Origin of the sequence: Neptuniibacter sp. QD37_11 (assembly GCF_047778105.1) — a bacterium.
In the GTDB taxonomy this organism is placed as follows: Bacteria; Pseudomonadota; Gammaproteobacteria; order Pseudomonadales; family Balneatricaceae; genus Neptuniibacter.
The window spans coordinates 3,058,127-3,080,972 of the sequence record NZ_CP180552.1; the positions used below are offsets into that span (position 1 = coordinate 3,058,127).

Annotated in this window: 21 protein-coding genes; 8 read left to right on the forward strand and 13 right to left on the reverse strand. The window is 44.2% G+C overall.

Annotated features, from left to right (window positions below):
* Nucleotides 1-2 precede the first annotated feature (2 nt).
* The 8 genes from bamA to rpsB all read right to left on the reverse strand — a co-directional run bounded on the left by bamA (nt 3) and on the right by rpsB (nt 8,437).
* On the reverse strand, nt 3-2,321 hold the full coding sequence (bamA, locus tag ACMXYT_RS14320; protein ID WP_415899216.1) for an outer membrane protein assembly factor BamA: 2,319 nt from the start codon (nt 2,319-2,321) through the stop codon (nt 3-5).
* A gap of 39 nt (nt 2,322-2,360) precedes the next feature.
* Complete coding sequence (rseP, locus tag ACMXYT_RS14325; protein WP_415899217.1) at nt 2,361-3,716, reverse strand: sigma E protease regulator RseP; 1,356 nt, start codon at nt 3,714-3,716, stop codon at nt 2,361-2,363.
* 7 nt (nt 3,717-3,723) lie between these two features.
* Nucleotides 3,724-4,536, reverse strand: a complete 813-nt coding sequence (locus tag ACMXYT_RS14330; RefSeq protein ID WP_415899218.1) for a phosphatidate cytidylyltransferase — start codon at nt 4,534-4,536, stop codon at nt 3,724-3,726.
* A complete protein-coding gene (uppS, locus tag ACMXYT_RS14335) occupies nt 4,529-5,290 on the reverse strand; it encodes a polyprenyl diphosphate synthase (protein ID WP_415899219.1) in 762 nt (253 codons plus the stop codon). The genes ACMXYT_RS14330 and uppS overlap by 8 nt, the downstream gene beginning before the upstream one ends.
* A 40-nt stretch (nt 5,291-5,330) precedes the next feature.
* On the reverse strand, nt 5,331-5,888 hold the full coding sequence (gene frr / locus ACMXYT_RS14340) for a ribosome recycling factor (protein WP_415885836.1): 558 nt from the start codon (nt 5,886-5,888) through the stop codon (nt 5,331-5,333).
* The gene (pyrH, locus tag ACMXYT_RS14345; RefSeq protein ID WP_415882452.1) at nt 5,878-6,636 is read right to left on the reverse strand and encodes a UMP kinase; all 759 of its coding nucleotides are present in this window, start codon (nt 6,634-6,636) and stop codon (nt 5,878-5,880) included. The genes frr and pyrH overlap by 11 nt, the downstream gene beginning before the upstream one ends.
* 97 nt (nt 6,637-6,733) lie before the next feature.
* Entirely contained in the window at nt 6,734-7,594 is an 861-nt protein-coding gene (gene tsf, locus ACMXYT_RS14350) for a translation elongation factor Ts (protein WP_415885837.1), read from the reverse strand.
* Nucleotides 7,595-7,702: 108 nt separating this feature from the next.
* Complete coding sequence (gene rpsB, locus ACMXYT_RS14355; protein WP_415885838.1) at nt 7,703-8,437, reverse strand: 30S ribosomal protein S2; 735 nt, start codon at nt 8,435-8,437, stop codon at nt 7,703-7,705.
* Between the two features lie 244 nt (nt 8,438-8,681).
* Between rpsB and map the strand changes: the two genes are divergently transcribed.
* From map to ACMXYT_RS14370, 3 genes are read left to right on the forward strand one after another with little or no spacing between them, the layout of a single operon-like run.
* Entirely contained in the window at nt 8,682-9,455 is a 774-nt protein-coding gene (gene map, locus ACMXYT_RS14360; protein ID WP_415899220.1) for a type I methionyl aminopeptidase, read from the forward strand.
* A 41-nt stretch (nt 9,456-9,496) separates the two neighbouring features.
* Nucleotides 9,497-12,196, forward strand: a complete 2,700-nt coding sequence (locus ACMXYT_RS14365) for a [protein-PII] uridylyltransferase (RefSeq protein ID WP_415899221.1) — start codon at nt 9,497-9,499, stop codon at nt 12,194-12,196.
* Between the two features lie 49 nt (nt 12,197-12,245).
* Entirely contained in the window at nt 12,246-12,536 is a 291-nt protein-coding gene (locus ACMXYT_RS14370; protein ID WP_415912206.1) for a DUF1244 domain-containing protein, read from the forward strand.
* A 65-nt stretch (nt 12,537-12,601) separates the two neighbouring features.
* Here the strand turns inward: ACMXYT_RS14370 and ACMXYT_RS14375 are convergent, their stop codons facing one another.
* Nucleotides 12,602-13,087, reverse strand: a complete 486-nt coding sequence (locus ACMXYT_RS14375) for an LPP20 family lipoprotein (protein WP_415899222.1) — start codon at nt 13,085-13,087, stop codon at nt 12,602-12,604.
* An 8-nt stretch (nt 13,088-13,095) separates the two neighbouring features.
* Nucleotides 13,096-13,821, reverse strand: coding sequence for a FlgO family outer membrane protein (locus ACMXYT_RS14380; RefSeq protein WP_415911607.1), 726 nt, complete (start codon nt 13,819-13,821; stop codon nt 13,096-13,098).
* Between the two features lie 215 nt (nt 13,822-14,036).
* On the opposite strand from ACMXYT_RS14380, the gene ACMXYT_RS14385 reads away from it, so the two are divergent.
* Nucleotides 14,037-15,248, forward strand: a complete 1,212-nt coding sequence (locus tag ACMXYT_RS14385; RefSeq protein ID WP_415899224.1) for a flagellar assembly protein T N-terminal domain-containing protein — start codon at nt 14,037-14,039, stop codon at nt 15,246-15,248.
* Nucleotides 15,249-15,308: 60 nt separating this feature from the next.
* Here ACMXYT_RS14385 and ACMXYT_RS14390 read toward each other — a convergent pair whose 3' ends face one another.
* The gene (locus ACMXYT_RS14390) at nt 15,309-15,965 is read right to left on the reverse strand and encodes an OmpA family protein (protein ID WP_415899225.1); all 657 of its coding nucleotides are present in this window, start codon (nt 15,963-15,965) and stop codon (nt 15,309-15,311) included.
* Between the two features lie 240 nt (nt 15,966-16,205).
* On the opposite strand from ACMXYT_RS14390, the gene ACMXYT_RS14395 reads away from it, so the two are divergent.
* Together ACMXYT_RS14395 and ACMXYT_RS14400 are read left to right on the forward strand one after the other, a co-directional pair.
* On the forward strand, nt 16,206-18,116 hold the full coding sequence (locus ACMXYT_RS14395) for a beta-ketoacyl synthase (RefSeq protein ID WP_415899226.1): 1,911 nt from the start codon (nt 16,206-16,208) through the stop codon (nt 18,114-18,116).
* Between the two features lie 14 nt (nt 18,117-18,130).
* Nucleotides 18,131-18,532, forward strand: coding sequence for a hypothetical protein (locus tag ACMXYT_RS14400; RefSeq protein ID WP_415899227.1), 402 nt, complete (start codon nt 18,131-18,133; stop codon nt 18,530-18,532).
* Here the strand turns inward: ACMXYT_RS14400 and ACMXYT_RS14405 are convergent.
* Nucleotides 18,524-19,291 (reverse strand): TatD family hydrolase, encoded by a 768-nt coding sequence (locus ACMXYT_RS14405; RefSeq protein WP_415899228.1) that lies wholly within the window; start codon nt 19,289-19,291, stop codon nt 18,524-18,526. The two genes, ACMXYT_RS14400 and ACMXYT_RS14405, sit on opposite strands and share 9 nt — an antisense overlap.
* Nucleotides 19,292-19,365: 74 nt before the next feature.
* Nucleotides 19,366-20,946: a peptide chain release factor 3 gene (locus ACMXYT_RS14410; protein WP_415899229.1), complete on the reverse strand. Its 1,581-nt coding sequence runs from the start codon at nt 20,944-20,946 to the stop codon at nt 19,366-19,368.
* Nucleotides 20,947-21,063: 117 nt separating this feature from the next.
* On the opposite strand from ACMXYT_RS14410, the gene ACMXYT_RS14415 reads away from it, so the two are divergent.
* Complete coding sequence (locus tag ACMXYT_RS14415) at nt 21,064-22,317, forward strand: ATP-binding protein (RefSeq protein WP_415899230.1); 1,254 nt, start codon at nt 21,064-21,066, stop codon at nt 22,315-22,317.
* Complete coding sequence (locus ACMXYT_RS14420; protein WP_415899231.1) at nt 22,304-22,840, forward strand: response regulator transcription factor; 537 nt, start codon at nt 22,304-22,306, stop codon at nt 22,838-22,840. The genes ACMXYT_RS14415 and ACMXYT_RS14420 overlap by 14 nt, the downstream gene beginning before the upstream one ends.
* Nucleotides 22,841-22,846: the final 6 nt, after the last annotated feature.

Sequence of the window (22,846 nt, forward strand, 5' to 3'; positions counted from 1 at the left end):
CCTTAGAAAGTTTGACCTAATGCGAACTGGAATACTTCTGTATCATCACCAGTTTTATCATTGAGAGGAGCAGCCAAGGCAACAGACAAAGGCCCAATTGGTGTCAACCAACTCAAACCAAATCCAGCTGACAATCTCAGCTCATCAAGTTCTACGCCATCTGTACAATTACCCGGTTTGGATACAGACGAACAGTCAGTATCAAATACATTACCGGCATCAACAAATAACAATGTACGCCAAGATGTTCTTTCTTTTACAAAAGGAGTTGGAAAAATAAATTCTGCACCACCAGTAATCAAAACATCACCGCCAAATGGGTCATCTTTAGAATCACGAGGGCCTAAAGAATTTTGCTCATAACCTCGAACAGTTTTCAAACCACCGGCAAAGAAATGTTTATAAAATGGATATTCATTCTGACCTAGCTCTCCACCAAGACCTACACGACCTTTCAAGGATAGAATCCAAAAACGATCATCAGTCAATGGGTAGTACCATTTACCATTATATTGCGCTTTATAATAACTCAAATCACTACCAGGCAAACCGAGCTCTAAAGACAGACTCTGTGAATAACCTTTGGTCGGGAAGAAACCTCGGTTTAAATGATTAGAACTCCAACGCCCAACAACATTGAGATTTACATAATCATTACCTTCATCAGCAAGATACTGATTAATTTCATCCGGTGTTTCAGTGGAATTGGTTTTAATCGTCACTTTTTCAATATTCAAACCAAAATTCAAACGTTGATAGTCATCAATTGGATAACCAAAGTTAACACCACCGCCCATTTCATCCGTTGAGAACGCACTAGCGTTATCTTCATCAAAATCGCGTTCTCGGTAATAAACGTTGAAACCACGACTAACACCATCAACAGTGTAATAAGGATCTACGAAACTGTAGGAATATTCAGTTAATGTATCACTATTAGAGATACCAATTCCTACCCTCTTACCAGTTCCCAAGAAGTTATCTTGCTGCAGTTTAAAACCTAAGATAATACCTGCGCTTTGAGAGAAACCGACACTTGCGGAGAATGAACCGGATTGTTGTTCTTCAACATTGTAATCAATATCAACTAAATCGTTACTTCCAGGGACTGGCGTAGTTTCAACAGCTACTGTCTTGAAATAGCCTGTTTTCTCTAGTCTCTGTTTGGATTGTTCGATCAATTCATTTGACGCAACCGCCGCTTCCATTTGTTTCAAATGCTGACGAATAACCTCATCAGCAGTACGCGTATTACCTCGAATATTAATACGACGAACGTATGTTCGCTTACCCGGATCAACAAAAAACTTTACAGTGACGGTATTATCATCATGCAATTCCGGAGCTGGCGAGATGTTTGCAAACATATAACCTGCATCGCCAATACGCTTTGTTAGAGCGTCTTGAGACTCTGTTATCAAACGACGTGAAAATACCTGACCTTCTTCAACTCTAACAGAATCTAAAAGCTCTTCCTCAGGCACTACCATTTCGCCTGCAACAGCAACATCACGAATAGTATACTTTTCACCCTCAGTTACATTTAGCGTGATATAGACATTCTTTTTGTCGGGGGTGATAGATACCTGAGTCGAATCAATAGAGAAGTTCACATAACCGCTATCTAGGTAATAAGAACGCACTCGCTCCAAATCACCGGTAAGCTTTTGACGCGCATAGCGATCATCCTTCTTATAGAATGACCAGAAATTTGGCAGTTTTAAAGAGAATAATTCTTTAAGCTCTTCATCAGAATAAACCGTATTCCCCACAATATTAATATGTTGAATCGTTGCAACACGGCCTTCTTTGACATTGATATTCAGTGCAACACGGTTGCCCGGGAGGTTTTCTACTTCCGTGCTAATACTAGCACCGTAGCGTCCCTGTGAAGCATAAACACGAACAAGATCCTGTTTAATTTGCTCTAAGGTCGAACGCTTAAAGACATCACCTTCTTGTAAACCTGTTTGCTTCAAACCATCCAGTAACGCTTCGGATTCTAGAACTTTATTACCTTCGAGCTTAATCAAACTGACCGACGGACGCTCTTGTAAACGTAAAACAAGAACAGAGTCATCACGTAACAACTCAATATCGTCAAAATAACCAGAGGCGAATAGTTTTTTAGTAGCCTTGGACAATGACAGAGCATTTACTTGTTCACCCGCTGTAACAGGAAAATTCCTAAACACAATCCCTGGAGAAACACGTTGTAATCCTTCTAAACGGATATCTTCTACAACGAAAGATGATGTGTTTGCCTGAGCGAAAGAAACCCAGAAAAAGAGCGCTACCAGAAGTCCAATGCCACGTTTCATGAAGTGCGTCTAATCCGTAATAAATAATCGAAACAGCTGTCACAGCCGCATAAAGTCATTAAATAATGCTACAAACATCAATGAAAGCAGCATAGCCATACCAATTTTCAGACCAAGGAGCTGAATATTCTCACTTACAGGCCTCCCTGTCACTAATTCGACAGCATAATAAAGCAAATGCCCGCCATCTAAGACAGGGATTGGCAGTAAATTTAATATACCTAAGCTAATACTCAGATAAGCAAGAAAACCAATATAATATTCTACACCCAGCGATGCAGAAGAACCGGCAACTTTAGCAATGGTAATAGGGCCACTCAAGTTTTTTACTGACATATCGCCCGTCAGCATTTTCCATATAGAGTCGAAAATCAAACCAATCAGTTGCCAAGATCTTTCGAAAGCCATAAAGATAGATTCAATTGGACCATATCTTATCTGCCTTTCCATATTTTCAGGAAGAGAAACTTGCTGAGTGCCCGCCCCTATATAACCTATTTTCTCACCATCAGCGGTAATTTTCAGTGCAGGCGTTAGCTTAATAAAAAATTCCTGACCGCTTCTATCGATTTTCAAGTTCAACTCGTTTTCTGGGTTTGCTTTAACAACACCTACAAACGACAACCAATCTTGAACCTGAACACCATTGACTGAAAGAACCTCATCACCAGCTTTCAAGCCAGAACCAACGGCCCTTCCATCCTCTAAAAAGCTACCAAAAATTGCTGGGACATAAGGGCGCCAAGGCACAAGCCCCAATGCGGAAACTGGCGACTGTTTATCTAAGTCAAATGTCCACTCATCCAGTGCAATTCTGTATTCTTGCAGAAGAGTCGTGCCTTCTTCACGTAACTTAAGGGTTAATACCCCGCTTTCTGCAACACGCGAAGCAAGTCGTAGATTAACAGCATCCCAACTTAAAGTTTCATAGCCATCAACAGCCACTATTTCCGAATCAATAGGCAAACCTGCACTTTCAGCCAAAGATCCTTGCTGCACCCCCCCAATCACAGGAACGACTGCTGATACGCCATAAATAAAGAGAAACCAATATGCAAAAACAGCAAAGACGAGATTTACAAGGGGACCTGCTGCAACAATAGCGATACGTTGAATTACAGGTTTACGATTAAAGGCTTGGGAGAGCTGCTCTTCAGGCACATCACCCTCACGCTCATCCAGCATTTTAACATAGCCGCCTAAAGGTATACTGGCAATCGCATACTCAGTACCTTGACGGTCCTTCCAAGTATAAAAAGCTTTACCAAAACCAACAGAAAAACGCAGAACTTTAACCCCACAACGGCGAGCAACATAGAAATGCCCCCATTCATGGATTGTAACTAAAATCCCTAAGGTAACGATTGTAGCAAGAATGGTATGCAACAATTCCATATCAGTCTCAATACGCAATTAGATATTGCATACCCAACACAAATAAAGGCGAGGCTGCCGTCAGGCTATCGATACGATCTAGAACACCACCATGCCCAGGGAGTAGCTGACTACTATCTTTAATTCCACGATGTCGTTTCAACATACTTTCAAATAGATCTCCAAGAACCGAGATTAGCCCTGTTACTGTAGCAAGCGCAACAAGGAGAATAACTTGAAGCATTTCAAAGCCATTGTATAGCGCAAACCCCAATGCAATAACTGCACAGGCGACTAATCCACCGTAAAGACCTTCACGCGTTTTACCTGGGCTTACATTAGGCGCCAACTTAACCCGACCAAATTTCTTGCCTGAGAAGTATGCACCTACATCAGCACCCCAAACCAAAAGAAACAACAGCAAGATCAACATCTCACCGTTTTCTGAACCTTTAAGTCCAACAAATGCAATCCAGCTTGGTACCAATACAACCAAACCAACTAAGGCACGCTTCCAGCCAGCGCTCCAACTAGAACTCTTCGGATATTTCACCACCCAGAGAAGCGCAACCACCCAACCTAAGAGTGTAACTGACAAGATAAGTTCAATAGGAATGCTGGTATAAAAAAGATGCAGACTAGCAAGAATAGACGCCACCAAGCCGACATACATGAAACGCTGAATTCGACTTTCATAACCGGATAAATTTGCCCATTCCCAAGCACCTAAAAGAATGACAACATCCATAAAATAAAGAAAAGATGGTAACGGTAAAGCAAACACACCCAGCAATGCTAACGGTGCAAGCACAAGCGCGGTTAATATTCGCTGTTTAAGCATTTTGCTCCGCCTCTACCTGCTCACTCGTTTTCCCAAAGCGGCGTTGTCTGCCGCTATAATCTAGGATCGCTGTTTTCAAATGCTCTTTATCAAAATCAGGCCAATAAGCATCCGAAAAATACAATTCAGTGTAAGCGAACTGCCATATCAAGAAATTACTAATACGTTGCTCACCACCGGTTCTAATACATAAATCTGGCTCCGGCAGATCAGAAAGGTTAATACACTTCCCTAACGATTCTTCAGTAATTTCTTTAGGAGACAATTCATTAGCAATACATTTTTCAGCTAGTTGGCGAGCCGCTTGGGTAATATCCCAACGACCACCATAATTTGCTGCAATATTAAGCTGCAAACCATCACAATCGGCAGTCAAAGCTTCAACATGGTGAATTTTTTTCTGTAACGAATCACTAAAAGATGTTTTATCACCAACAACTCGTAAGCGAATATTGTTTTTCAATAACTTCTTCGCTTCTCGATCTAATGCTAGCTTGAACAACTCCATTAGACCTTTAACCTCCAACGGAGGTCGTTTCCAATTCTCAGAGCTAAAAGCAAATAAAGTCAGAGATTCAACACCTAACTCCACACAGCCTTCGATGACTGAACGCACACAATCCACACCCGCTTTATGACCTGCCAAGCCTGGTAGTCGACGCTCTTTTGCCCAACGGTTATTCCCATCCATAATGATGGCAATATGCCGAGGCGTATTAGTAATAACTTCTGAAGAATTGTTTTTTGATGTCATGCAAATAATTCAGCGGCACCTTACAGCGCCGCTGCTTCGATCAAATTTCCATTAGATCTTTTTCTTTCTGCTCCAGAAGACTATCTACTTCTGCAACATGCTTATCCGTAACTTTCTGAATCTGATCTTCGCCACGACGCTGATCATCTTCAGTAATCTCTTTTTCTTTCAAAAGATCTTTAAGATCGCCGTTTGCATCACGACGAATATTACGAATAGCTACGCGTGCACCTTCAGCTTCCTGACGCGCTTGTTTGATATAACCCTTACGCGTTTCCTCAGTCAACGGAGGCATTGGAACGCGAATATTTTCACCCGCAGTTGCTGGGTTCAAACCTAGATCAGAGGTCATAATCGCTTTTTCGATTACAGGCACCATTGGCTTTTCCCATGGCACGATAGATAGCGTACGACCATCCTCAACAGAAATATTAGCTACCTGACTCAAAGGCACATCAGAACCGTAATAGGAAACCTGAATCCCTTCCAGAATGCTCGGATGTGCACGACCAGTACGAATTTTTTTGAAGTTCGTTACTAGGGCATCAACACTTTTCTGCATGCGCTCGGCAGCATCCTGAGTGATTTCATTCAGCATATTTTTCTCCAACCGTTTCACTGCAATCGATCAAAGTACCCTCGTCGCTACCTACTACAAGGTTGGCGAGAGCACCTGGTTTATTCATATTAAATACACGCACTGGCATATTGTGATCTCGCGTTAAACAGATCGCGGTCAGATCCATAACACCAAGTTGCTGTTCTAAAACTTCATCATAACTTAGGTGACGGTAACGGCGCGCTGTAGGATCCTTAACTGGATCTGCTGTATATACACCATCAACCTTAGTTGCTTTCAGTACAACATCAGCCTCTACCTCTATACCACGAAGGCAAGCTGCTGAATCCGTTGTAAAGAAAGGATTACCTGTACCCGCCGCAAAAATCACAACATCACCTTGGTTAAGGTAACGCATCGCATTTCGACGGTCGTAATGATCCACTACACCACTCATTGGTATAGCCGACATTACTCTAGTGTTTATATTGCTACGCTCCAATGCATCACGCATAGCCAATGCATTCATAACGGTTGCGAGCATACCCATATGGTCGCCAGTAACGCGATCCAACCCAGCCTCATTTAGCGCTGCGCCACGAAACAAATTACCACCGCCGATAACCATACCGACTTGAACACCAATCCCTACTAGCTGGCCAATCTCTAGGGCCATTCTATTCAGGACATTTGAGTCTATACCAAAGCTCTCGTCACCCATTAGGGCTTCGCCGCTAAGCTTCAGCAATATGCGTTTATATTTTGATTGTTTCTCGGTGGTTGGCATCCGTATATCTCCACAGAAATTGGGATCAGGAGAGTGTAGCAAGAAAAGAGGGGATTGCGCATGGGTTAGATGCGCAATCCATAAGCTTTAGAGCTTATTAGCCGTTAAGCTGAGCAGCAACTTCTGCAGCGAAGTCTACTTCTTCAACTTCAATACCTTCACCCACTTCGATACGAGTGAATGCAGATACAGTAGCGCCAGCATCTTTTGCTACCTGACCAACTTTCTGATCTGGGTTTTTAACAAAAGCTTGCTCTACTAGGCTGTTTTCAGCCAAGAACTTGTTGATACGACCAGTAACCATTTTTTCTGCAATCTCTGCAGGCTTGCTCGCCATATCTGGCTGTGCAAGAATGATTTCTTTTTCTTTCGCAACAACTTCTTCAGGCATATCTTCTTTGTTAACAACCTGAGGGTTAACAGCTGTAACATGCATAGCGATGTCTTTAGCTGTTTCTTCATTACCACCTTCAAGCTGAACAAGCGCAGCAATTTTGTTGTTGCTGTGTACGTAAGCACCAACAACGCCACCTTCAACTAGGAATACGCGACGCACACCGATGTTCTCACCGATTTTTTGAACCAATGCATCACGTGCATCAGTTAGTTCACCAGCCATCAACGCTTCAACGTCAGTCGCTTTATCAGCAAACGCTTTTTCTAGCACAACATTTGTAAAAGCAAGGAAGCCTTCATCGCGTGCTGCGAAGTCAGTTTCAGAGTTAACTTCTACTGCTACCGCGTAGCTGTTATCGTCTGCAACTTTAACAACCACAACACCTTCAGCTGCAGTACGACCTGCTTTTTTAGCAGCCTTCATACCAGAAGCTTTACGTAGCTCTTCAATCGCCTTCTCGATGTCGCCACCAGCTTCTTTAAGTGCTTTTTTACACTCCATCATGCCTAGACCAGTACGGTCACGCAGATCCTTAACCATTGCAGCGGAAATGTTCGCCATATCGAATACCCCTATAAAATAATCGCGGGTTAATCAAAAAATCCAAAAAAGGGGGCAAGGCCCCCTCTATAAAGTCAAAGAGAATACGCTGCCGTATCCCCAGCAGAATTATTCAGCTGCTTTTTCTTCAACTTCAACGAATTCGTTTTTGTCGCCAGCAGTTGCTTCGATACCTTCTAGGCAAGCATCAGCTGCAGACTTAACGTAAATCTGGATTGCACGCAGTGCATCATCGTTACCAGGGATAACAACATCAACGCCATCTGGGTTGCTGTTAGTATCAACGACACCGATAACTGGGATACCCAGTTTATTTGCTTCATTTACTGCGATACGCTCGTGGTCAACGTCGATTACGAACAAAGCATCAGGCAGACCGCCCATCTCTTTGATACCACCGATAGAACGCTCTAGCTTTTCCATTTCACGCTGACGCATCAAAGCTTCTTTCTTAGTTAGCTTCTCAAACGTACCATCCTGGCTCTGACCTTCCAGATCGCGTAGGCGACGGATAGACTGACGGATAGTTTTGTAGTTAGTCAGCATACCACCCAACCAACGGTGGTTTACGTATGGCATACCTGCACGAGTAGCTTCTTCTTTAACGATTTTGCTAGCAGCGCGCTTAGTACCAACGAAAAGAACTTTATTCTTGTTGGAAGCCATACCCTGGATGCTATCTAGTGCACCGTTAAGCGCAGGTAGAGTGTGCTCTAGGTTGATGATATGAATCTTGTTACGAGCACCGAAAATGAATTTAGACATTTTCGGGTTCCAGTAACGAGTCTGGTGACCGAAGTGAACGCCTGCTTTAAGCAGGTCACGCATAGTAATTTTAGCCATTATATTTTCCTAAAATTGGGTTAAACCTCCACGATCCCCAACATCCAACCCGAAGGCACCCTGAACATTGTGTCGGAACGTGTGTGATATATATTTTTGCTTACGCAAATTGAGCGCGGATTTATACCATAACCACCCAATAATATAAAGCCTATTTCTATTCCTGCAGCAGGATTGCTACAATCCCCTTCAGTTAAACTTTAATACACCGCTTCTGGCGGTTTCACAGGACAATTGACAGCTTATGAGCATCAAAATTAAAACACCTGAAGAGATCGAGAAAATGCGCGTTGCAGGCCGTTTGGCTGCCGAAGTTCTCGAAATGATCGAGCCATATATAAAACCGGGTGTCACCACAAATGAGCTGAACCAAATTTGTCACGACTACATTGTGGATAAGCAACAAGCCATTCCTGCACCGCTTAACTACCATGGTTTCCCAAAATCTATCTGCACCTCAGTTAATCAGGTTGTTTGCCATGGCATTCCAAATGACAAAAAACTGAAAGATAGCGATATCATCAATGTTGATATCACGGTAATCAAAGATGGCTATCACGGCGACACCAGCAAAATGTTTTTTGTGGGCAAGGAACTACCTCATGCCCGTCGCCTAGTCGATATAACTTTGGAATGCATGTACAAAGGAATCAAACTGGTTAAACCGGGCGCACGCCTAGGAGATATCGGCCACGTAATCCAAACCCATGCAGAACAAAATCACTATACTGTGGTTCGTGAATACTGCGGCCACGGCATTGGTGCTGAATTCCACGAAGAACCTCAAGTTCTGCATTACGGTAAAGCAGGTACTGGCGAGATCCTTGAGGAAGGCATGATTTTTACAATCGAGCCAATGATCAATGCAGGAAAACGACAAGTTAAACTATCTAAGAAGGATGGTTGGACTGTTGAAACAGCTGATCGTCGCTTATCAGCACAATGGGAACACACAATTTTAGTAACTGCCGATGGTTACGAGATTCTAACCCTTCGTTCTGATGAGAATCTTCAGTAAATCATTCACTACGCGAAATAAACAAAGCGGGTAATGCTAAGATGTCGACCACCCTCCACCAGCAACTAGCCGAAGAAGAAATCATCGACATCGATGATTTTAGAACCAAGTTAGCGGAGACAACCTCCCCTATCCCACTGTACAAAGAGGCGCTGTGTACGATAAAAAACAGCCTTGATGATCGCTTCAAGGCTGGAGAGGATATCCGCAAACTAATCTACGGCCGTGCGTGGGAAATTGATCGCATCTTACAAGTCGCTTGGTCTCAATACCCCTGGCCTGAAGATAAGATCTCGCTTATTGCTGTTGGCGGCTACGGCCGAGGCGAACTGCACCCGCATTCAGATATTGACCTACTAATCCTCTTGGATGATGAGGTTAATGCTGAAGATCTACACGATTCAATCAGCGCATTTTTAACCACCCTATGGGATATCAATTTAGATATAGGTTCCAGTGTTCGAACACTCAGCGAGTGCTACAAAGAAGCACAAAGCGATATTACGATCGCCACCAATCTGATTGAATCTCGCACACTGACAGGCAATCCTGATCTACACACACAGATGTATGACAGGGTGACATCAGAAGGCGCTTGGACCGATAAAGAGTTCTTCCTAGCCAAGCAAAAAGAGCAAAAAGAACGCCACAAGAAGACCAACAACACTGAGTATAACTTAGAGCCCAACCTTAAAAATTCACCTGGCGGCCTGCGCGATTTACAAACCATAGGCTGGGTATCCAAAAGGCATTTCGGCTCTACCTATATTCGCGACCTAGTTGAAGATGGCTTTCTAACTGAAACAGAGCTAGATATCTTAAATAAAGGCGAGTTGTACCTATGGTCTGTTCGTTATGCACTACACATGCTCTGTAACCGTCGTGAAGACCGTTTATTGTTTGATCATCAGCGAACACTAGCCGAGTTCTTTGGCTACAAAGATGAAGAAGGCAAGCTTGCCGTAGAACAGTTCATGAGCAAGTACTACCGCATTGCCATGACCATGTCAGAATTCAACGACATGCTACTGCAACACTTCGACGAAGCGATCCTCCGCGGCAATGAAGAGCAAGTGATCATCCCTCTAAACAATCGTTTCCAGATTCACAACGATTACTTAGAAGTCACTCACGAAAACACTTTTGAACACCAACCTTTTGCCCTGATGGAGCTGTTTGTTCTATTAGCACAAAATCCATCCATTAAAGGTGTTCGCGCCTCGACTATTCGCTTAATTCGAGACAACCGTCACAAGGTTGATGACGAGTTTCGTAAGGATATTCGCAATACCAGTCTCTTTATGGAACTACTTCGCTCCCCAGAGCGAGTCTCCACCGAATTAAAACGAATGACACGATACGGAATTTTGGGTCGTTACCTACCTCAATTTGGCCGCATTATTGGTCAGATGCAGCACGACCTATTCCATATCTACACCGTTGATGCACACACCATGAAGGTGATACAAAAGTGCCGACAATTCAGACATCGCGACTACCGAGAAGAATTCCCAATTTGTCATCGCATTGTAAATCAGCTACCCAAAATCGAACTGCTATACATTGCCGGTCTTTTCCATGACATTGCCAAAGGCCGAGGCGGCGATCATTCAGAGCTAGGCGCTGAAGACGTACTCGAGTTCTGCGATGAGCACCATTTAGGCAAGTGGGACAGCCATTTAGTATCTTGGCTCGTACGTAACCACTTACTTATGTCCATGACAGCTCAACGCAAAGACATTTCAGATCCGGAAGTTATCCACACATTTGCGCAACAAGTACGAGACATTGTGCATCTTGATTATCTTTACGTGCTGACTATCGCCGATATCAATGCTACCAACCACACGCTGTGGAACAGCTGGCGCGCAACGTTGATGCGTAAACTCTATACCGACACTAAACGCGCTCTGCGTCGCGGCTTAGAGAACCCAATCAATAAAGAAGACCGTATCGAACAAATTCAGCACGAAGCTCAGATTCTATTGGATCGACAAGGCGTAGAGAAAACCGATATACACACTTTATGGTCGTCAATAGGAGATGATTATTTCCTTAGAGAGACCGCCCAAAGCATCGCTGAACACACCAAGGCAATTCTAGAACATACAAAAGCAGATGAGCCGCTGATCCTGATTCGCCAAACATCTCACCGTGTATTTGAAGGTGCAACAGAGATTTTCATCTACAGCAAAGATATCAAAAACCTCTTTGCAGCCACTGTAGCAGCAATGGACCAATTACATCTCAATATTCAAGATGCGCGCATTATCGTGACAGATAGTGGCGAGGTCCTTAACACTTATACCGTTCTGTCAGATGACAATACGCCATTGTCGGAAAACCCGAGCCATCTGCAGTCGATCAAGCAACGCTTAATTGAAGAGCTCGACGACCCAGATGACTACCCGGACATCATCCAGCGACGCGTTCCGCGTCAAATGAAGCTGTTTGCTACACCTACACAAGTTTATGTAAGCAATGATCCATCTGCTCAACAGACCGTATTAGAAGTGATCACACCCGATCGACCGGGTCTACTTGCACGGATTGGCGGCATTTTCGCAGAGCACAACCTATCTGTTCGTAAAGCTAAGATCGCGAGTGTCGGCGAACGCGTAGAAGACTTCTTCTTCATCACCGACGAACAAGGCTTGCCAGTCTCAGATCCTAACTTATGTCAGACCCTTCAGGATCAGATCTGCCAGCAGTTGGATGAACACATCCAACACGAACGTTAATAGAGCCGTGCCTCAGGTAATCGAGGCGCTAAGAGAAAGTGAGGAAAACATGGATCAACAAACGCAAAACGAAATCGAAGCGGCTGTATTCCGTCGTCTACTAGAGCACTTAGACAACCGCAAAGACGTACAGAACATTGATCTAATGATTCTGGCGGGTTTCTGCCGTAACTGCCTGAGCAAATGGTACAAAGCCGAAGCTGAAAAGCGCGGCCAAGAAGTAGATTACGATGCTGCGCTAGAGTTGGTATACGGTGAGTCTTACGACACTTGGAAAGATAAATACCAAAAGAAAGCGACACCAGAACAGATGGCAGCATTCGAAGCGACTCAAAAATGATCGCTTAGCTTTAAAAAGTTAGGTAATAAAAAAGGGAGCATCTGCTCCCTTTTTTATTACTAAAATTAGCGGCTAATCCAGGCTCGCTGAACCTGATTTAGATCCACTTCTAATGTAGTTGCGTAAGTATCTTCTTGCACCGGATAAGTCTTCACAACTCTTGCCCCTCTAACAATTCCGGAAACAGCAGCTTTGAATTGATCATTTTGCAAAATCATATCCTGTACCGATGTTGTACCAAACAGATACTGACCATGCACAACACCCGCCAATTCTTGATAAGCTCTCAATTTAGAAGCGCGCATAGCCATCAAAATTTTATGCTGACGATTTTTCCCCGGTTGCAAGCTAATCGGCGCATAGCCCGTCGCTCTCACCCAATTAGGCTCTTTAGGCTCCTCAACACGGGTTGGAAAATTAACATCCGGTAAGGCTTCAACCATATCAATGGTTGTCTCAACTGCCGTTTCACACCCCTGAAGAAGTAAAACTGGCGTCAATAAAAGCAGCCCTGCCAATTTACGAAAAAGATTTGTGTATGCTTTTTTCATCTGATGATTTACCTAACCGGCCCACTTCCATTTTCGATAATCAAATCTTCATTTAACGCTTTGAGAGGATTATACCCTGGTAACCCGCCTTCTAAACGCGCGTTACTTAAATGGCTCTGTCCAGTTGCCAACACCTGTCGAGTCGTTGTATCAATAACTCGGGCATTTATGACCATACCATCAGAATGTTGCGCATAAGTTCCTGTCACCAAGAAATACAATTTGTAGCGTGTTCTGAGGCCTGACAGGTTCTGTTTCGATAGCGGCTGCTTGGTTGATGTTGTTAACCCCGCCGCGCGGTAATCGATCAAGTTATAACCATGTTGTTGTAACTGATAAATAAACGCTTGTTCTAAACGTTCACCAAAGCGCCCAACTTTGCGCTCATTATGTAAGTTTGTGAATGGAATGACCGCCATTGGAAATTTTTTAACACGGTTCTGCTGCAAACCCGCCGTCATCTGTACAGCCATTTGCTGAACAGCCTCACTGAGAGGATCCAAACCATTTGGGGAAACATCAACCTGCACAACCTCTCGCTGCAACATCGCACGTTCTTTTTCCAACAGAGCTTCTTTTTCAGCGATATGCGCCTTTTCTAGCTTATGCAGTTCTGCAACGACTTCAGGACTCATACTTTCAATATGCACGGACTCAGGCCCAGCATCTTTATTTGTTTGCTGCATACAACCACTTAAACATCCGATCGCTAACAGCAGTAAAATATTTTTCATCCTGATCTTCCAAACTCAAAGGTTACGCACCACAATCTAACATAATCATCTAGGTATAGGGAGCAATACAAAACACGACCTTATACAATGATTTACAATCATATTGTAATTGCATACTGTCAGCTTTATGGGCCCTGAGATAAGATGCCCACAGTTCCAATATCTGTTATTTAAGTTATCTACATATAGTGTAAGTAATCGGTCAACGGTGAGATATGTTTAATCTAGTGCAAAAATTAATCTTAGCCTGCCTGCTTCTATTGCCCCTTTCAGTTCAGGCTGTTGTTGTTGAAGCGCAAGGCCAAGCGATTATTGCCAACAAAGATATAAACTCTGCTCGAGAAGCAGCAATTCGAGATGCTTCACAGCAAGCCTCTATGCAAGCCGCTGTTTATATTTCTAGCAGCCAAGTCGTTCGCGATGGCATCCTAGAAATCGACAATATGCAGATCAGCACCTTGGGCCAAGTATCCAATATAGAGATTATTGATGAGAAGGTCGTAGGCAATACTCTATTTATCCGTATTCGGGCTGATGTACTGATTGATCAAGGGTGCCACAACGGCGTAAGCAACAGTTACACAAAATCAATTGCCGTTACCGCCTTCCCATTACTAAAACTTAAACAAGCCAACCTAGGTGGCTTAGGCAGTGTGAGCAGTGTTTTTCCTGCTCAAATTGCACAACTGATGAATAACAAACAGTCTTTTGTTGCTCACAACGCCGGCCGTCTAAACCTTCATCCACAACCAGAATTCGCCCCAACCAATCAGTTGGATGACGGCGCCCTTTCCAGCATGCAACAAACAGCGGGCCAGCTAAATGTAAACTATGTTGTCTCCGGTGTTATCCGCGATATGTCGATGATGGATCCTCGCACTCATACTGAGAAAAACTTCCTAATCGACCTTTACAACACCTTGGATTACAAAAGCAAAAGACACTTAAGAAACTTTGAAATAGACCTATTTATCCATGATGGTATGACTGGCCATCTTGTCAGCCAAAAACACTATCAAACCGCTGGTCTCTGGAATCTAGATCGTACAATTAAAACAGGCTTCAATACTGCTGGTTTTTTCAAGCAGGATTATGGACAAAAAGTTAAAGAGCTCCAGCAAACCATTCTTGAAGAGCTTCAAAACGAATTACTGTGCGAGCCTTTCTCAACCATGATTACTCAAATTGAAGATCGAAATATTTGGATTAATTCTGGTAAACAACAGGGGTTAAAACGAGGTGATAAACTTACCATCTACCGCAAGTCCACTTATTACTCGCCAGATATGAAAGCGACCACTCAACTAACCAATACAAAACAAACATTGGTAATTGATGATGTCCAAATGGGTTCAGCTTCTGGCCACATCAGCAGTGCAGCTGCGTCATTCAACATTAGGCCCGGCGATTTAGCTATCGCTCGCTAGTGAAGAAAAGATAAGAAAGGACGCACTCGAGCCTTATAAGCTCGAGTGCCGTATCCATACTTAGCGACGCGTTCCGCTAATATTGATCTCTACACGACGGTTCTGTGAACGACCTGCAGAGGTTTTATTATCTGCAATTGGATAACGCTCACCATAACCACGCGCATTAATACGTAACCGCTCAACACCTGCACTCACAAGGTAATCACCTACTCGCGCAGCACGGCGCTCAGAAAGTTGCTGGTTATACTCAAAAGAACCAGAGCTATCTGTAAAGCCGTCAACATTCAGCTCAGTCTGATCAAACTTAGCCAATACCTTAGCTACTGAGTCCAACACCGGGTAAAAACTACCGGCAATACGATCAGAATCCACAGCGAATGTAATATTGCCAGGCATAATCAAACGAATAGAATCACCAATACGCTCAACTCGAACACCTGTACCTTCTAATTCTTGGCGCAACAAAGCTTCCTGTTGATCCATGTAATAGCCGATACCGCCACCAACAGCACCACCCACAAGAGCACCGGTCAAAGCACCTTTACCACGGTCACTTTTACTAGAAACAGCAGCACCAAGTACAGCACCTGCTACAGCGCCAATACCTGCACCCTTCGTAGTATTACCTACTTTCTGCTCACCTGTATAAGGATCTAGTGTTTGACACCCCGTTAGCAGAACACCTGTAACTGCTACAGCAATCAGTTTTTTCATGCATATCTCCTAAGATTCTTGCGCTCCCTGAATTCGGCCATAGTATGACTGAATATTGGCTGACTAAAAACAAATAAAATAAGTCATAGATGCTAGTCAGTACGGGTAAACACCGATAAAATAATACGATTGTAATTTTTAGATTTGGCCTATATCTACTACCGATTAAAATACGTTATTGTGTAGCGGTTAGATAGAGACCTTCGATTATCTGTAGTACTGCCCTTTGAGGAGATACAATTGTCCCAGCTTCCTGTCATTGTTGGTTTTGGTGGTATAAACCCTGCTGGACGTGCCTCATTTCACCATGCTTATCGCCGTTTAATCATCGATAAGCTGGATTCTAAATCTCGCACTGAGACATTAACCGATCTCGCTATTTTGACTGGCCTAGCAACAACATCTGAAGGCCAATATCTAAACCAAGAGGGCGAAGTTTGCACTGCAGAGGCACTTATTGCGTCTCTACAAGAACAACTACTCAATAGCACTCTGATCCGACAGATCGAAGGTAGCTGCTTTGACGTCAACAACGTCATGTTTAATAAGCCAGCAAGCATCAATTTAGGTGACGAAACCCTAAAATTCCAGCTACGTAAACGTCAAATGCCGCAAAACATTCCAAGTAATTGGCAAGTGACGGAGACATCTTCTGGGCAATTTGAAATCGAAGTCACAGGCAAATTAGAAGCAATTTTGCCGGATAGTAAAACAGCACCTGTTCAATCAGCAGGTCAACTGCCTAGCGGCTTCCAACCAGGCAAACTCTACCAATCTCGTAATCACCCACGTAATCTGCAGATGACTGTTTTTGCGGCATCAGATGCGATCTCTTCAAGCGGCATACCATTTGAACGCATCAGTGCTTACGTTGCACCAGACCAGATTGCCGTTTATGCGAGTAACTCTATTGGCCAATTAGATGATTTTGGTTTTGGTGGTTTAACTAAATTCCCAGCGATTGGTAAGCGCACAACATCAAAACAGATGCCTCTTGGCTATGCGCAAATGCCGGCCGATTTTGTGAATGCTTATATTCTAGGCAATGTAGGAACGACAGGCGGCGCTTTAGGTGCTTGTGCAACCTTCCTATATAACTTGCGCAGTGGCGTTAATGATATCCGCAGCGGTCGTCGCAAAGTAGTTTTAGTTGGCGGCAGCGATGCCCCAATTACACCCGAAGTTATCGAAGGCTTCCGCGCGATGGGCGCTCTTGCTGAAGATAAGGACCTTTTGGCTTTAGACAATCTTGCTGAACTCACCAGCGATGACTACCGCAAAGCATGTCGTCCGTTTGGTAATAACTGTGGATTCACCATTGGTGAAAGTAGCCAATTCGTATTATTAATGAGTGATGACCTAGCGGTTGAACTAGGCGCCGAAATCTATGGCGCTGTGCCAGAAGTATTTGTTAACGCCGACGGTCACAAGAAATCAATCTCAGCTCCAGGCGTGGGTAACTACATCACTCTAGCTAAGTCAGCTTCTTTGATCCGATCAATGCTCGGCGAAGAGTCACTGCAACAGCGCAGTTTTGTTCAGGCTCACGGAACAAGTACTCCGCAAAACCGCGTAACCGAATCTCATGTTATCAATGAGACAGCTAAAGCCTTCTCTATTGATAACTGGACAGTTTCCGCAGTTAAATGCTATCTAGGCCACTCGCAAGGTACAGCTGGCGGTGACCAATTAAGCACATCTCTAGGTACGTGGAAATACGGCTATGTCCCAGGCATCGTAACGACGCCTGCGTTTGCTGATGATGTTCACCAAAGTAACCTGAATCTAAGCAACCAGCACCATGAAGTGGGTGTAAACGGCATGGATTCTGTGCTTTTGAATTCTAAAGGCTTTGGCGGGAACAACGCATCTGCACCTGTGCTAGCGCCACATGTTGTCCACAACATGCTTAAAAAGCGTTACAGCGCTGCACAATTAAAAGAGTATCAGAACAAGCTTGAGCAGACGCGTGCTGTCGCCAGTGCTTATGACCAAGCAGCCATTCTTGGTGAAGCTAAACCAATCTATCGCTACGACCACAACGTTCTACAAGGCGAAGATCTTAAAATCACTGATTCACAAATAAAACTTCCAGGCTATGCCAACCCTGTGAGCTTAGAAGTTAGTAACCCTTTTGAAGACCTTTGCTAAATAAGGATATGAGTATGCGTAATGCAGTATTACTTTTAATTGCTGGTTTGGGCTTGAGCGGCTGCATGAGCATGGACTCCCTTTCTCTAGGCAAATCCGAACCAACTAAAACGGACTATTACCTAATCGATACGAAGTTTCGTTTTATCTGCTTAGGTAATACGACTCAATGTCGTGACATGACAAAGATTGTTTCTTCTCGTTCGCAGCTTGCGCCTATTGAAAAAGCTTACGGTACTCCAATCAAAGGTCCAAACTATCCAGTATCACTCACCCGTATGCTTCTAAACCCTGCCGATGGCAGTTACACCAGTTCACCTGCTGGAACCACAGGCCGCTACTTTAAGATTCCTGTTAACGACAAGACACAAATCGCTTGGGATGCTCTAGGCACTATTGAAAGCGGTTTATATTAATCGCAATAGGTTCTTTGATTGCTGGGTAGTGATAGCTGCAACCTCCTCCAGAGCTATTTGACGAAGTTCTGCTATCACACCTGCCACTTTTGCTACATTAGCTGGAAGATTAACCTCCCCCTGATATCCAGCCAAAGGCATATCTGGCGCATCCGTCTCTAACACAAACGACTCTAGCGGCAATTCGCACACTAACCGCCTTATCTTCTTCGCCCGCTCATAAGTAACCGTTCCACCAATACCCAATTTGAAACCTAAATCCAGATATTGTCTTGCTTGTTGCTCACTTCCAGAGAAAGCATGCACAATACCACCTCGCTCTAGCTGAATTAGCCGCAACTGTTTTAACATCTGGTCATGCGCTTTACGAACATGCAGCAATACCGGCAGGTTAAACTTCTTTGCCAAAGCCAATTGTTCATTCAAATAGAGTAATTGTTGATCTAGATTGGCCTCAGGAATAAAAAGGTCCAGACCTATCTCACCTACAGCACAGACCTGTTCAGTCGCCAACAAGGTTTCTAAAAGTTCAAGATCTGCCTGCGTGTGCTTTGCCATAAAGCAGGGATGTAAACCAAGCGCAGCGTAGAGGTTATGATCCGACTTAATCAGACTCAATAAGTCTTGCCACCTATCAGCGATAACACCAGGCACGACAATATCGCTTACACCGGCGCTTCTTGCCTGAAGAAGTATTTCTTTCCGAGAAAGATCAAATTCTGAGAAGTCTAAATGACAGTGGCTATCGATAAATTGCATAGCATTAGATTAGGGCGGGAAATACATGGCTGCAAGCCTAGATGCTTGCAGCCATTTATTTAGTGGTAAGTGGTTTAGTGCTCGCGTGTAGCACGGAAAGCTACATCAGGCCAACGCTCTTCAGCCAAACTCAAGTTCACGCGTGTTGGTGCTAAGTAAGTCAAAAGACCACTACCATCGATTGCCAAGTTATCATGATTCTTCTTCTGGAACTCAGCCAGCATTTTATCATCATCACACTCAGCCCAGCGCGCTGTCTGCACACTGATCGGCTCGTACTTACACTCAACCTTGTATTCATCTTTCAATCGGAATACAACAACATCAAACTGCAGCTGACCTACCGCACCCAAAATTAGGTCATTATTTTTCAACGGCTGGAATAACTGCACTGCACCCTCTTCCGATAGCTGCTGCAGACCTTTCTGTAGCTGCTTCATTTTAAGTGGGTCCAATGGGCGTACACGACGGAACATTTCCGGCGCGAAGTGAGGAATACCGGTAAATTTAAGATCTTCACCTGCAGTAAACGTATCACCAATCTGGATCGTACCGTGGTTATGCAAACCGATAATATCACCGGACCATGCTTCCTCTACGTTCTCACGATCACCAGCGATAAAAGTTACCGCATCTGCAATTTTCACATCCTTTTTGATACGTGCATGGCGCATCTTCATGCCTTTGCTGTACTTACCGGAACAGATTCGCATAAAAGCAATACGGTCACGGTGTTTTGGATCCATATTGGCCTGAATCTTAAAGATAAAGCCACTGAATTTTTCTTCAGCCGGTTCAACTTCACGGGTTAGTGTCGCACGCGGAATTGGCGCAGGCGCCCACTCAACGAAATCATTTAGCATCTCGCGGACACCAAAGTTCGCCAAAGCCGTACCAAAGAAGACAGGGGTTAGCTTACCCGCCATGAACTCTTCTTTATCAAATTCATGAGTAGCACCACGAACCAGTTCCACTTCATCCAGGAAGTCTTCGTAGATATCACCTAAAAGCTCTTTAGCTTCATCACTCTCAAGACCTTTAACCTGAATATCTTCAGGAATAGTATGACCTTGGCCCGGCTGGAAGACATGAATCGTATCGGTATAAAGGTTATATACACCTTTAAAACGCGGCCCCATTTCGATTGGCCAAGTGATCGGTGCCGCTGCAATTTTCAGAACCTCTTCGATCTCGTCGAGGAGTTCAATCGGATCACGAATTTCGCGGTCCATTTTATTCACAAACGAGAAAATAGGCGTGTCACGCAGACGACAAACTTCCATCAGCTTAATGGTTCGGTCTTCGACACCTTTCGCCCCATCCACAACCATCAACGCAGAATCCACTGCCGTTAATGTGCGGTAGGTATCCTCAGAGAAATCTTCGTGACCCGGAGTATCCAGTAGGTTAACCATGCGACCGTTATACGGAAACTGCATTACAGAAGAAGTGATCGAGATACCACGCTCCTGCTCCATCGACATCCAGTCAGATGTCGCCATACGATCGCCTTTTTTCCCTTTTACGCTACCCGCTTGCTGGATCAACTGTCCGAACAACAACAGTTTTTCAGTAATGGTCGTTTTACCCGCATCGGGGTGGGAAATAATCGCAAACGTGCGGCGTTGATTAACTTCTTCTTGCAGGATACTCATGGATAAACATCATTTATGGTGACAGAAAGCAGGCATTATACTCCGACTGTGACAAATTACCTCCACTGCGACATTTTGCCTCGCCAGTTTTTCACCACTCTACGGTATAATCTTTTGATGGCTAATCATCGCGATAATTTAATTCAACTTTCTTACATCAGAACCGTTACCCTTTTCGGGCAATGTATTGCGGTTATCTTTGCGATTTACGGTTTGCAGGCCGACCTTAATGTCTGGTTAGTAGGCACAACACTCGCAGCCTTAGCGCTGCTAAATGTGATGACCTACGCCCGACTTTTTTCACCTTGGCCGGTCACAGAGCCTGAGTTTTTTACCCAATTAATCGCGGATATGGCGTTGTATGGCGCGCTTTTATTTCATATGGGGGGAGCAACCAATCCCTTTATATTCTTACTGCTCGTCCCGTTGATTATCTCTTCAGCCACAATGTCGAGAGCCTATGTCTGGCTGATAGCTTTCATGATCATCGCTATCTATAGCTCTCTACTGTTTTATTATGAACCTCTAGTTCAGCTGGATAACAGTCATCAGCACCGAATTATGGAACTGTTCGATATCCATATTTTAGGTATGTGGATCAACTTCCTCCTAACGGTAATTGTTGTAACCTATTTTATTGTTCGCATGCGTCAATCCATGCAGATACAGCAAGAGACATTGGATCAAGAACGCGAGAAACGCATTCAAGATCAACAGCTTCTATCGCTCGCAAATATGGCTGCCGGCACAGCTCATGAATTGGGAACGCCATTGAGCACCATGCAAGTCCTACTCAATGAACTTGAGCATGAGCACACTGAAAACCCTGAGCTAGTAGAAGACCTACAACTCTTACGCCAGCAGACTGAACTTTGTGCGCAGCGCCTGAAACAGATGAGCCAAAGTGTGAAAGAAGAGCAAGCGACTGCACAGCAGATGTCCACCATGGCACTGGTAGAAGATGTTATTGAGCAGTTTATGATTCTTCGGCCAGAGGTAACGCGTACCTTCACTGTACAAGGTGACGGAGAACCGCCTTCTCTTAACTGCACAACATCATTAAAACAATCCCTGTTAAACCTGCTAAATAACGCCGCAGATGCAGAGCCCGAAGATATCAATATCGAGCTAGATTGGGATCAGCAGACAGTATATTTCCGTATCTACGATAACGGTCCGGGAATTAGCCTTGAACAGAGCAGCAATTTAGGTAAACCTTTTATCACTACAAAGGGTAAAGGTTTAGGAATAGGGCTTTTCCTTACCAGTACAACATTGGCACGCTATGATGGCGATGTAAGACTCTACAACCGCCCTGAGGGCGGTACGTTAACCGAAGTGACTCTTCCGATAAGGCATGCAGATGACTGAACGCTTTCTGATAGTTGATGACGATCCGGCCTTTACGCGCGTACTCTCACGCGCCATGACACGTCGGGAGTTTGAAGTTCAAGTTGCACGTAGCGCAGAAGAAGCCGAAAAGCTGATTCAAACGTGGATTCCGGACCTAGCGACTGTAGACCTTAAAATGGACGGCGACTCTGGGCTAATACTGATCCCAAAACTTCGACAACAAAACCCTACAATGAAAATTCTAATGCTGACCGGCTATGCAAGTATCGCCACAGCAGTAGAAGCTATAAAACTGGGCGCAACCCAATACCTTCCGAAGCCTGCAGATGCCGATCAAATCCTGACCGCTTTAAATAAGATTGAGGCAGATGCTGAAATTGAAGTGACTGAACAACCCATGTCGGTGAACCGCTTAGAGTGGGAGCATATTCAAAAAGTGCTCAATGAACATGATGGTAACGTTTCAGCTACAGCTCGGGCACTTGGCATGCACCGAAGAACCTTGCAGCGAAAACTTTCTAAACGCCCTGTAAAACGATAAAGCGCT